Source organism: Collinsella aerofaciens (genome assembly GCF_964243765.1).
Taxonomy (GTDB): Bacteria; Actinomycetota; Coriobacteriia; order Coriobacteriales; family Coriobacteriaceae; genus Collinsella; species Collinsella aerofaciens_BU.
This window is the reverse complement of record NZ_CAXTGI010000018.1, coordinates 1-11,954: the sequence shown is the minus strand read 5'-3', so window position 1 is coordinate 11,954 and position 11,954 is coordinate 1. Positions and strand designations below refer to the sequence as shown.

The 11,954-nt window shown below is 63.3% G+C and carries 11 protein-coding genes and 1 pseudogene; 6 read left to right on the top strand and 6 right to left on the bottom strand.

Translation table 11 applies throughout. The features are described from left to right. The 4 genes from ACESSC_RS09665 to cobM form a co-directional block, all read right to left on the bottom strand. Nucleotides 1–731: cobalamin biosynthesis central domain-containing protein (locus tag ACESSC_RS09665; RefSeq protein WP_373162722.1), on the bottom strand; the 731-nt coding region annotated here is incomplete at its 3' end. Between the two features lie 42 nt (nucleotides 732–773). Next, nucleotides 774–1,463, bottom strand: coding sequence for a precorrin-2 C(20)-methyltransferase (cobI, locus tag ACESSC_RS09660; protein ID WP_373162720.1), 690 nt, complete (start codon nucleotides 1,461–1,463; stop codon nucleotides 774–776). After that, on the bottom strand, nucleotides 1,456–2,640 hold the full coding sequence (gene cbiD / locus ACESSC_RS09655; RefSeq protein ID WP_373162723.1) for a cobalt-precorrin-5B (C(1))-methyltransferase CbiD: 1,185 nt from the start codon (nucleotides 2,638–2,640) through the stop codon (nucleotides 1,456–1,458). Before cbiD ends, cobI begins: the two co-directional genes overlap by 8 nt. A 1-nt stretch (nucleotide 2,641) precedes the next feature. Continuing rightward, nucleotides 2,642–3,433, bottom strand: coding sequence for a precorrin-4 C(11)-methyltransferase (cobM, locus tag ACESSC_RS09650; RefSeq protein ID WP_089571784.1), 792 nt, complete (start codon nucleotides 3,431–3,433; stop codon nucleotides 2,642–2,644). A 458-nt stretch (nucleotides 3,434–3,891) separates the two neighbouring features. On the opposite strand from cobM, the gene ACESSC_RS09645 reads away from it, so the two are divergent. The 6 genes and pseudogenes from ACESSC_RS09645 to ACESSC_RS09620 all read left to right on the top strand — a co-directional run. Next, nucleotides 3,892–4,818, top strand: a complete 927-nt coding sequence (locus ACESSC_RS09645) for a sirohydrochlorin cobaltochelatase (protein ID WP_022094564.1) — start codon at nucleotides 3,892–3,894, stop codon at nucleotides 4,816–4,818. A 145-nt stretch (nucleotides 4,819–4,963) separates the two neighbouring features. Beyond that, nucleotides 4,964–5,497 carry a hypothetical protein gene (locus tag ACESSC_RS09640; RefSeq protein WP_373162717.1) on the top strand — a complete coding sequence of 178 codons (534 nt, stop codon included), beginning with the start codon at nucleotides 4,964–4,966 and terminating at the stop codon, nucleotides 5,495–5,497. Between the two features lie 4 nt (nucleotides 5,498–5,501). Then, on the top strand, nucleotides 5,502–7,073 hold the full coding sequence (locus ACESSC_RS09635; protein ID WP_373162715.1) for an ABC transporter substrate-binding protein: 1,572 nt from the start codon (nucleotides 5,502–5,504) through the stop codon (nucleotides 7,071–7,073). A gap of 22 nt (nucleotides 7,074–7,095) precedes the next feature. Then, nucleotides 7,096–8,118: a FecCD family ABC transporter permease gene (locus ACESSC_RS09630; protein ID WP_118372829.1), complete on the top strand. Its 1,023-nt coding sequence runs from the start codon at nucleotides 7,096–7,098 to the stop codon at nucleotides 8,116–8,118. After that, nucleotides 8,119–9,435 carry an ABC transporter ATP-binding protein gene (locus ACESSC_RS09625; RefSeq protein WP_117564107.1) on the top strand — a complete coding sequence of 439 codons (1,317 nt, stop codon included), beginning with the start codon at nucleotides 8,119–8,121 and terminating at the stop codon, nucleotides 9,433–9,435. A 29-nt stretch (nucleotides 9,436–9,464) separates the two neighbouring features. After that, a pseudogene (locus tag ACESSC_RS09620) lies at nucleotides 9,465–9,641 on the top strand (IS3 family transposase); the annotation flags it as partial. A gap of 51 nt (nucleotides 9,642–9,692) precedes the next feature. Here ACESSC_RS09620 and ACESSC_RS09615 read toward each other — a convergent pair. Then, nucleotides 9,693–10,304, bottom strand: coding sequence for a TetR/AcrR family transcriptional regulator (locus ACESSC_RS09615; protein WP_373162713.1), 612 nt, complete (start codon nucleotides 10,302–10,304; stop codon nucleotides 9,693–9,695). Nucleotides 10,305–10,420: 116 nt separating this feature from the next. Continuing rightward, nucleotides 10,421–11,728, bottom strand: a complete 1,308-nt coding sequence (locus ACESSC_RS09610) for a lysylphosphatidylglycerol synthase transmembrane domain-containing protein (protein WP_373162712.1) — start codon at nucleotides 11,726–11,728, stop codon at nucleotides 10,421–10,423. Nucleotides 11,729–11,954: the final 226 nt, after the last annotated feature.

Here is an 11,954-nt window from a genome sequence, read left to right as displayed (position 1 = left end):
CCCCCCCCCCCCCCCCCCCCCCCCCCCCCCCCCCCCCCCCCCCCCCCCCCCCCCCCCCCCCCCCCCCCCCCCCCCACGCCCGCCGGCTTCCCCGTCACACCGGCGGGTACGACCTCGCCCGTTGTCTCCGCCGCGCGAACGGACGCACCCGCATTCGCGCCAGCGAACGGCGACACGACGATATCGGCCCGAGCGCGGTCGGACGCAATGTCAACCCCTTCAGGCGGCTGTCCCGAAATCGGCATGTCGGAATAGAGCGCCACGCGCCCGCCCGAAAGCAGCCGCGCCGACACTCGCTTGATGGCCTCGGGATTCGAAACGGCGAGCCCCGCACAGCGCGCCCACGTATCCACCGCCCACACGCCGCGGACGTCGGTCGCCGTGGTGATGACGGGGATGGCCCCTGCCGCGCGTGCCACAGTTTGCGCAAGCTCGTTCGCACCGCCCAAATGCCCCGACAAAAGCGGGACGGCAAAGCGCCCCGCCTCGTCGATCACCACAACCGCGGAATCGCTTGCCTTCGAGGCGACATGCGGCGCGATCGCCCGCACGGCGATGCCCGCCGCGCCCACGAACAGAAGCGCGTCCGACGCTTCCCACGCGAGCGCCGTCCATGCGCGCAGGTCGGCCTTCCCCTCGCCGAACCCGCGCGAAACGGAAACGTCCCAGCCAGGGTCATCTTCACCTGTCTGCGCGCAATCGGAAAGCGCGCGTGCGGTGCGCTCCGCCAACGCATATCCCCTCTCAGTGAACGCTATGCAGGAAACCCTCATCTAGCGCACCACCATCGTCGAGAAGTAGCTGCCCCGATCGGGCACATCGTCGACCGAGCGGTACACGCGCTCGCCCGGAAGCCCACAGTCCTCTACGAGCTCGGCACCGTCGAAGGCGCCCTCCTCGCGAAGGATGCACTTCGTGTCCGTAAGCGAGCGGCGCGCCTTCATGACCACCTTCGTCCCCGGCCAGCCGATTGCGCGGCGCACGTCGTCGTAGCCGCCGGGCACGATGTGCAGAGGCGACGACATCTCGGGCGTGAGGTCGCGCTCGAGCGCCGCGGCGACCGCGCAGAAGCTCGGCACGCCGGGAATGGCGCGCGCCTCGAACCCGCGGGCGCGCACGTCGGGCGCTATGCGCTGGAAGGTGGCGTAGATGCTCGGGTCCCCCAGGTTCAGCAGCGCGACGTCGCGGACCGCATCCAGGTGCGCGACAAGCTCGCGAACAAGCGAGGCATGCTCGGCCGCGCGGCGCTCGACGTCGCGCGTCATCGAGAATCGCACGGGGATCACCGTCTTGCCTGTAAGGTCGACGGCGCCGCGCACGATGTCGAGCGCGACCATGGCCCCGTCCGCCGTCTGCGGTGCGGCGATGACCGGACACGATTCGATTGTGCGGACGGCCTTGATCGTGAGCAGCTCGGGGTCGCCAGGCCCCGTGCCCACGCCGTACAGCACGCCTTTACTCATACGTCGCCCCCAATTCCCCGATAACTGCATCGGCGCCCGACGTGCGGAAAAGCTCGCGGCGCTCGGCGTCGAACACGACCGCGGCGATGTCGCATCCGCCCGCCGCGCGGCGGCGCAACCTGTCCTCGATTGCCACAGCGAGCGAGGCGCGCGCAGCGTCCCCCACGCCGGCGGCCTCGATTACCTCGAGCGCCGCCGTGGTCGTGACCGACGACATGATCTCGCGCACAGTCTTCGTGCCCGCGCCGGCCAAGGCCGCGTGGGCGGCCAGAATCTCCGCGCGGCAGTCGGCGGTACGCGAATGGGTGTCCATGATGCCGCCCGCGACCTTCACCAGCTTGCCGATGTGTCCCACAAGAAGGACATTGGTAAATCCCTCGCGAACGCAGCAATCAATCGCATCGCCCACGAAGTTGGAGATGAAGACCACCGGCGCACCGTTTAGGTGGAAATGCCCCGAGATGAACTGCCCGCCGTAGTTGCCGGGCGTGAGCACGACTCCGCGCCGCCCCATAGCCGCATGTTGCCGGATCTCGAGCTCGATGCTGTCGCGCAAGGCAGCGAGGCTGCGCGGCTCGACGATGCCCGTCGTGCCCAGGATGGAGATGCCGCCCTCTATCCCCAGGTGCGGGTTGAAGGTCTTTTCGGCAAGGGCAACGCCCTCGGGTACCGAAATCGTCACAGCAATATCTCCAGAAAAGCCGTGCGCGGCGCACACCTCGCGCACCGCCGAAGTGATCATCGCGCGCGGCGTCGCGTTGATGGCGGCCGCCCCCACCGGCTGCTCGAGCCCGGGCAACGTCACGCGCCCCACGCCCACGCCGCCATCGACGGAAACTTCCGATTCGCACGCGGGCACGCCCTTGCTGCCCGCAGCGCCCGTGCCCGACCCCGCATGTTCCACGCGCGCGTATACGAGCACGCCGTCGGTCACATCGGCATCGTCGCCTGCGTCCTTTCGCACGGCGCACTGGGCGCACCCCTCGCCGATGTATGCGTCGACCACGTTCGCCTCGACGGGCAGCCCGCCGGGGGTGACGATCGACACGCGGCCGACGGGCTTTCGTGACAAGAGCATCTCGCAGGCTGCCTTCGCCGCGAGCGCGGCGCAACTCCCCGTGGTGTAGCCGCAGCGCAGGCGGGTCGTCCCGGTATATATGTAGTGCTCGAAGGCCACGCTAGCTGCTCGCCTTCCGATACCCCGTGGCAAACGAAGGGTCGTAAAGCTTGCTGCGCTCGTACGACTCCGCTTGCGCGCCGTTGTGCGCAAGCCCGCCGCGAGCTCCGAGCACGCGGCCCACCACCACGAGCGCCGTGCGGTCGATGCCCTCTCGCGCGCCCGCATCGGCGAGCGTGCCCACTGTGCATCGCACCACGCGCTCCTCAGGCCAGGTCGCCTTATACACGAGCGCCGCCGGCTCGTCGGAGCTGCGGCCCGCGGCCAAAAGCTCGGCGGAAAGCTCGGCGAGCATACCCGAGCTCAGGAAGATGACCATAGTCGAGCCGCTTTCCGCCATGGTGCGCATGCCCTCGCCCGCGGGCATGGGGGTGCGCCCGGAAAGCCGCGTGATCACGACCGACTGGCTGATTCCCGGCAGCGTGTATTCCTGGCGAAGCGCCGCCGCGGCACCGCAAAAGCTCGACACGCCGGGCACCACCTCGTAGTCAACGCCGCGCGCGTCGAGTGCGTCCATCTGCTCCTGGATGGCGCCGTACAGGCACGGGTCGCCCGTGTGCAGGCGCACCACTTCCTCGCCCCGCGCATCCGCCGCGCACATCACGTCGAGCACTTCCTCCAAGGTCATGTGCGCGCTGTCGTAGACGACGCAGGATTCCTTGCACTCGGCGAGCAGCTCGGGGTTCACAAGGCTCCCCGCCCAAACGACCACGTCGGCCGCGCGCAGAAGACGAGCACCGCGCAGCGTGATAAGGTCGGCGGCGCCCGAGCCTGCGCCAACGATATGAATCATCCGAGCCTTCCCTTCCCGTTTCTCATCGCAACCGTTTACGCCGCCACTCGCGCAGCGGGCAAAACACGGCGCCTGCGGCGGCAATCGGCGCAAATACGCAGGCAAGAGGCGCAATGCAGCCCGCCCTGGCTTTGACACGTTCACAAGTGCCCACTATCATAGTAAAAGTTTCGGCAACGAGCATATGACAATCGGATAAAAGGAAATGACCGGCGCGGCGCCCGCACAGCCCGCGCTGGCTTGCGGAGGGAACCAGGTGGGAATCCTGGGCAAGGGACATTACTGTATAGGACGCGCGGGCGAACCGCCTCGCGCCCCAAGCCAGACTGCTTCGCCTTTTCCTCACGGCATCGCCGTGGCGTTAGCTCCTTGTGAACCCCGAGGGGTGCGCTTTTCTTTCGCTTGTGCCGACAAGCAACTGTCGCCGGGGGACCGGCAAACCGAGGAAAGGAAAAACCATGTCCGACCAGATGTCACGCCGCGGCTTCATGGGCGCCGCAGCAACTGGGGCCGTCGCGCTCGCCGGAGTCGCGCTCGCGGGCTGCTCCAACACCTCCGCGAGTTCCGAGAAATCGAGTGAAAAGGAGAAGGCCGTGAAGCCGGTCATCCTCGTCACGAGCTTCGGCACGAGCTACAACGACTCGCGCCACATCACCATCGGCGCCATCGAAGACGCTATCCGCGAGAAGTACTGGCAGGACTACGACATCCGCCGCGCCTTCACCGCGCAGATCATCATCGACAAGCTGAAGAAGCGCGACGGCATCACGATCGACAACATGACCGAGGCGCTCGACCGCTGCGTGGAAGACGGCGTGAAGGAAATCGTCGTGCAGCCGACGCATCTCATGGGTGGCCTGGAATACACCGACGTGAAAGACGAGCTCGACAAGTACGCCGACAAGTTCGACAAAATCTCGCTCGGCGACCCGCTGCTCACCTCCGACGATGACTACAAGAAGGTGGCCGCAGCCATTAAGGAGAACATGGCGTCCTTCGACGACGGCAAGACGGCGCTGTGCCTCATGGGCCACGGCACCGAAGCCGATTCCAACGCCGACTATGCCAAGATGCAGGAAGTGTTCAAGAACGAGGGCTTGACGCAGTTCTTCGTCGGCACCGTCGAGGCTGAACCGACCTGCGAGGATGTTATCGCCGCCGCGAGCGCCGCAGGCTACAAGAAGGCCGTGCTCGCGCCGTTCATGGTGGTCGCGGGCGACCACGCGAACAACGACATGGCAGACGAGACCGACCCCGACAGCTGGGCTGCGAAGTTCGTGGCCGCCGGCTTCGAAGTGACGTGCCTGCTCCAGGGTCTGGGACAGAACGTCGCGGTCGACGACATCTACGTCTCGCACGTGGACGACGCCATCGCCAAGCTGTAAACTCGCCGCGCACGGGGGCGCCGGTCGCGTCCCCGTGCAACGGGCATGCGCCTTTCCCCGACCGACGACGCATGCCCGTTGCATTCGCATCCCGCCCGCCCACCGCACGGCGCGGGCGGTCGAAGCGATTGAAAGGAACCCCTCCATGTTGAAGAAAACCCTCGTCTTCGCACTGTCGGCGGCGCTTTTCGCGTTCTCGCTCGCCGGCTGCGGCGGAAATTCAATCGACAGCACAAAGGCAAGCGATGCCGATTCCCAGGAAAAGACCGAACAGGCGGCCGATGCGCCCGAGGGCGCAAGCGCTGCCCCCATTACCGCCGACAAGGTGGCTGACGGCACCTATCCAATCACCGTAGATTCCAGCTCGAACATGTTCAGGATTGTGGACGCCCAGCTCATCGTGGAAAACGGCTCCATGCACTGCGTGATGACGCTTTCCGGCACGGGCTACGGCAAGCTCTTCATGGGCACGGGCGACGAGGCTGCCGCCGCGAGCGAGGCCGACTTCATCCCCTATGTGGAAAACGCGGAAGGCAAGTACACCTACGACGTGCCCGTTGATGCGCTCGACGAGGACACCGCCTGTGCCGCGTGGAGTATTAGAAAAGAGCAGTGGTACGACCGCACGCTTGTGTTCGAATCCGCCGGCGTCGATCTGCGCGCCGACGCACTGAAGTAACGCCATGCGGTTGATTCTCCCCAAGGGGGAAAACAGGAAGCGCCACAGCATCGCGGCGCGCGCGATCACCTGCGTTCTCGTCGCCCTGCTCGCGCTTCCCTTCGCGGGGTGCAGTGCGAGCCCGAACGCGACCGGTGGCACGGCGGGCTCTCAGGAATACACTGTGAATGTCTCGCTTTCCGGCGGGTCAGGGCGCGCAAGCATCGCCTCACCCACCACAATTGTGAAGGATGGCGACACCTACACCGCGACCATCACCTGGTCGAGTTCGAACTACGACAAGATGACCGTCGACGGCGTGGACTACGCACCCGTAAACGACGGCGGCAACTCCACGTTCGAGATACCCGTCACGCTCGACGAGGACATCGCCGTGTCGGCCGAGACCGTCGCCATGTCGACGCCGCACACCATCGACTACACGATCCACTTCGACTCATCCACCATGAAGGAGAAATCGGGCGACGATGCAAGCGGCGGCTCCCCTGCGGGAACGGCTTCAAGCGCCGCGGCCGACTTCCACAACGCCGATTTGGGCTGTGGCTGGGAGCCGACGGGGGCGCTTCAGCTTGAATACGCCGAGCACTTCACTGTCGACGAGTTCGAAGGCGGTCTGCGGCTTATCTGCGTTTCGAATGGAGAACGTTTCCTCGTGGTGCCGCAAGATGCGAAGGTACCTGATGGGTTGAGCTCCGACATCGCGGTCATAAGGCGCCCCGCCAACAAGGTGTACCTCGTGTCGTCGGCGACGATGTGCCTAGTCGACGCGCTCGATGCGAACGACAATATCATCATGTCGGGCACGAAGGCCGACGACTGCTCGGTCGTGGGCTTCAAAAGCGCACTCGAAAGTGGGGCGATCGCCTACGGCGGCAAGTACAGCGCGCCCGACTACGAGCGAATATCGGCCTCGGGCTGTACGCTCGCCATCGAGAACACCATGATCAACCACACGCCCGATGTGAAGGAAAAGCTGCAGAAGCTCGGGCTCGTCGTGCTCACCGAACAGTCGTCGAGCGAGCCCGAAGCACTCGGGCGCGTCGAGTGGATTAAGCTTTTCGGCGTCCTGTTCGACAAGGAAGACGAGGCCGCGAACCTGTTCAACGAGCAGAAGGCCCGCGTCGAGCAAACGTCGGGGCTCGCGTCGTCAGGTAAAACCGTGGCGTATTTCTACATTAACTCGAACGGGGCCGCCGTCACGCGGCGGGCGGGCGACTACGTGGCGCAGATGATCGAGCTTGCAGGCGGCAGCTATGCGCTCGATGACGCGCAGACGGCGTCGACGTCAGGTTCGTCAGTAACGCTCGAAATGGAGCGCTTCTACGCGACGGCGAAGGATGCCGACATCATCGTCTACAACGGCACCATCGACGAATCGGTTGCCACCTTGAACGACTTCGTAGGCAAAAACGCGCTATTGTCGCAGTTCAAAGCCGTGAAGAACGGCAACGTCTGGGTCACAAGCGCCGACATGTACCAGCAGATGACTTCTACCGCCGACATTATCGACGAGCTGCACTGGGCGTTCACCGGCGATGACGCGAGCGACTTCCATTATCTGAGGAAGCTCGGTTAGCGCCATGAGAAGCCGGCTTTCCATGGCATACGACGAATCGGGGCGCGCCGCGCGGTGTCGCGTCGTGACGGCGCTGCTCGCTGTTGCCCTCATCGTGCTCGTCGGGGCCAACCTGTGCATCGGGAGCGTGCTCGTGCCCGCAGACCACATCCCCGGCATCCTTTCGGGCGGCGCGGCCAATTCCATGGAAAGCCAGGTCATCTGGGAGATTCGCCTGCCGCGCGTGCTTTCAGCCGTGCTTCTCGGCGGGGCACTTTCGCTTTCCGGGTTCCTGCTGCAGACGTTTTTCAACAACCCCATCGCCGACCCGTTCATCTTGGGCGTCTCCTCGGGCGCAAAGTTCGTCGTCGCGCTTACGATGATCGTACTTCTAGGCGCGAACATGGCCATGTCTTCGCCGGCCATGGTGGCCGCAGCGTTTCTGGGCTCGCTTATCACCATCGGCTTCGTGCTCCTCATCGCACGGCGCATAAGTTCCATGGCCATGCTCATCGTGGCGGGCGTCATGGTGGGATACATCTGCTCGGCGGCGACGAACTTCCTCATCGCCTTCGCCGACGACCAGTCCATCGTGAACCTGCACAACTGGTCTTTGGGTAGCTTCTCGGGTTCGAGCTGGGACGACATCGCGGTCATCGCGGTCGTGGTGATCACCGTGAGCGCATGCGTATTCGCGATATCGAAGCCCCTTTCCGCCTTCCAGCTGGGAGAAGCCTACGCGAAAAGCGTCGGCGTGAACGTCGAACGCTTCCGCGTGGTGCTCGTCCTTCTAGCGAGCATGCTCTCCGCCTGCGTGACCGCGTTCGCTGGTCCGGTGTCGTTCGTAGGCATCGCGGTTCCGCATCTCGTGAAGTCGGCGCTAAAGTCGTCGAAGCCCATCCGCGTGATTCCTGCGTGCTTCTTGGGAGGCGCCATCTTCTGCGCGGGCTGCGATTTGATCGCGCGCACGCTGTTCTCTCCCGTCGAGCTTTCCATCAGCGCCGTCACCGCCATCTTCGGCGCTCCGGTGGTTATCGCGCTCATGTTGAAGAAGCGGGTGAGGTAGATGGGGGAATTCGTGCCGCGGCCCAAAACGCTCGGAGGGGACATTCCATGCTTAGACAGTCCTGAGCTCGCACGAAAGCGCCAGAAGGCACTTTCGGCTCGTGCGGAACTGCGCGCGGAACGCCTCCTCCGAGCGGAGCCGAACCTCGAAACTACGGTCGAAACGCAGGCTGACGGAGCGCCGCTTTTCCACATAAGCGACCTGTCGGCGGGCTACGACAAGAAGGTCGTAGTCGAAGGCGTCGATCTGGAGGTTCGCGCGGGCGACGTCGTGGCGCTCATCGGGCCGAACGGCTCGGGCAAGTCGACCATCTTGAAAACCATCACACGCCATCTGGCACCGCTTGCCGGCGCAGTCGAGCTCGACGGGCGGGAGATTTCCCGATGGAAGACGGCGGAGTTTGCAAGGAACCTTGCCGTTATGCTGACAGATCGCCCCCGGACCGAGCTCCTCACCTGCCGCGATGTCGTAGAGGCGGGAAGGCACCCCTACACCGGGCGAATGGGCACACTCTCGCCCGACGACCATAGTCGGGTCGACGAGGCCATGAAAACCGCACATGTGGAAGAGCTCGCCGAGCGCGACTTCATGCAGATAAGCGACGGGCAACGCCAGCGCGTCATGCTCGCACGCGCCATCGCGCAGGATCCGCGTGTGCTCGTGCTCGACGAGCCCACGTCATATCTCGATATCCGCTACCAGATCGACCTGCTGCGAATACTTCGCCACCTTGCGAAATCGCGGAATGTGGCTGTCATCATGTCCATCCACGAACTCGAGCTCGCGCAGAAAAGCGCCGACAAGGTGATTTGCGTGAAGGACGGCCGGGTCTTCCGCGCCGGCGCACCCGAGGACATATTCACGCGCGAGACGATTGGCGAGCTCTACGGCCTTCAACATGGCACCTTCAACGAGCGCTTCGGCAGCGTGGAAATTGGACGCCCGCACGGCGATGCGCACACGTTCGTCATCGCCGGCGCAGGTACGGGGTCGGCTGTGTTTCGCCAGCTCATCCGGCAGGGCAAGGCGTTCTACACGGGCGTTCTGCACGAAGGGGACATCGACTGCGAGCTCGCGCGCGACCTGGCGGCGGAATGCGTGGCCGAGCGCGCCTTCGAGCCGATCGGGGATAGAACCATAGCCCGCGCCAAAGAGCTCCTCGTCCACTGCGCGCGCCTTATCGTGTGTCCCGCCGCCTTCGGCACCATAAACGCCCGCAACGCAGAGCTCGTCGAGTTCGCACGCTCGCACGGTATCGAGGTCATGCGAGCGTGCGAAGGCGCATCGGAGGATTCCCAATTGGGGTGGAAAGGATAAACTGGACTTTCTTTTAAGGATCCTCAGGCTACAGCTCCTACGCCGGCGAGGTCTACAAGGCGCCGGAGAACCTCGTGAACAGGAATTTCCACGCCGACGAGCCCAACCGGCTGTGGCTCACCGACATCACCGAGTTCAGGCTCCCGGGCGGCGAGAAGGTCTACCTGAGCCCGGTCATCGACTGCTTCGGCGGGATGCTCGTCGCCTGATCGATCGGGCTGCACCCCGACAAGCGCCTCACGAACTCGAGCCTGCGCCTAATCCAAGCGAGATTCCAGACTCGACAGGCCATTGAGAGTCAGGTCGTTGGCGACCTCCGAGACGCGCTCGATAGAAACCGAGCCGTCAGACAGCGCCCATGTGCGATAGATTCCGATAATACCCGACAGCAAAAACGCCAGATAGTAGTCGAACATCTCGTCCTTGAGACCTTGGGGCAGCAGATCGCGCTCGGCAATCTCATGCTCGAGCGGCGCACGAAGACGAGCCATAAAATCATCGAGCGGAATGTTCTCGATTAGCTGACGATTGAGCACCAGGTTGTTGCACAGCGCCTCGTTAACGGTTTTAAAGAAGGTCGCCGCCGCGCCCAGGGCGCGCTCGTTGGTGTCACCGTCCATGGAAGCAAGCGTTTTCTCGACCGAGTCGACAATCATCTCCACCACATCGACGGCAATGGCATCGAGCAAGCCATCAACCGTACCAAAGTGCACGTAGAAGGTTTTACGGTCGACATTGGCCTCGCGCGCGATGGCACTCACCGTAATGTCTGCCAGCGGCTTTTCCATGAGCAAGCGCTCAAAAGCGGAAAGGATGGCATTGCGGCTGCGAACGATACGGCGATCAATACGCGGTTTACTGGTGGCCATGGGTGTGTCCCTTCGATATGCGAGCATTCATCAACAGATGAGAGATAATCTACGTAAGAGGATTATCCCCCATACAGCTCAAATATGCCCCGCATCATGAAGAACGCACGACTGCCCTACCGCGACTTAGGGTGCTTCTTCTTATTGAGCGCCGACGGAGATACGCGGATACCGTCGCCCGTCTGGCGCACATAGGCTTTATGAGCCGGCTTAGCGGTCCCAGAAGCCTTCTGAGCGTGCTTCTTGGGATCAACGGTATCAGCATTCGCGGGGTGCGGCTTAGTGGGCGCAGAGGGCGTCTGAGGCGTGCGGCCGAGCTTGCGCATCACGCGATCCCAGCGCGCATGGATGCTCTCGTTGTGGGCGCTCTTAAGGCCCAGCAGGGGCGCAGCCAAAATGGTCGGCGCAATGAACGTAATGAGGCGCCACAGCAGATAGCCGGCGGTCGAAGCCGACCCAAAGAAATGACCCAAGAACAATGCAAAGCCGCCCTCAGCGCCACCAGTTCCACCGGGCAAGGGAACCGCAGAGCTCAGCAGCTGGACAAAGGCGCTCGCGGCCATGACCGAGAAAAAGTCGACCTCGTGGTGGCCAAAAGCAAGCATCAGGAAATACGGAACCAGATAGAAAAACGCGAGCTGCAGCATGGTGATAAACACGGTGAGCAGCATGGAAGAAAAATGTCCGGCCGAAAGCTTGAACTTCTCGGAGAAGGAGTAGATCTCGCCGTCGACAAACGTGCGCCATCCCTCGATCTTAGTGGCCGAGACACCAATGCGCTCGAGCCAATTGATGATGCAATGGGCGACGCGCGTGACGGTCTTAGGCATGAGCGCGACGGCGAAGATGCCAAGCAAGATACAGCAGTGCCCACCAAAGCTAAAGACGCACAGCAGCGTCATGTCGCCATAGCGCTCGGCAAAAAACGGCATGCGAGCAAGCAGTAGGATAGCGCCCCAGGCAACGAGGCCAAACTGATACACGATAAAGCGCGTGAATTGCGTGGCTCCGGCCTCGCCGACATTTTGGCCCGCTTTGGTCAGACGGTAGATCTGGGCGGGAGTCGATCCCATCATCATGGGCGTCAGGTTGCCAAAGAAGATGCCACTCGCCTCGACCGAGATCAGGTCGCGAATGCCGACGGGTGAATTGGGGTCGAGCCAGACGGCGATCGCATAGGCCACAATGCCAAAGAACAGATACATAAACATGCAAAGACACGCGACAACGAGCCAGGGCGCCTGGACGCTCGACATAGCAGCCCAGAACTGCCCCATCTGCCCGGTTACCACCAGATAGACGATATAACCCACCAGCACAACGCCGATAAAGATTGCGCCGCGGCGTGCGCTCTTATTGTCATCGCCGCCCGAGGCCTCAACCTCGACCTGGGGCTTGGACGTATGCTGAGAGGACTCCGTCATGAGACTCCTTCTAACAGTCAAAATATCTTGGTTATTGTACCCGTAAGGGCCATAAGCAGAACGCAAAGCTCTTGTTCAAACGGGAATGACAGACAGTTGTTTGATAATAAAAAACCCGGCCTTCCGTGGAAAGACCGGGTATCAGATGCGTGGTAGCCCGTACCAGATTCGAACTGGTGATCTCCGCCTTGAGAGGGCGGCGTCCTAAACCGCTAGACGAACGGGC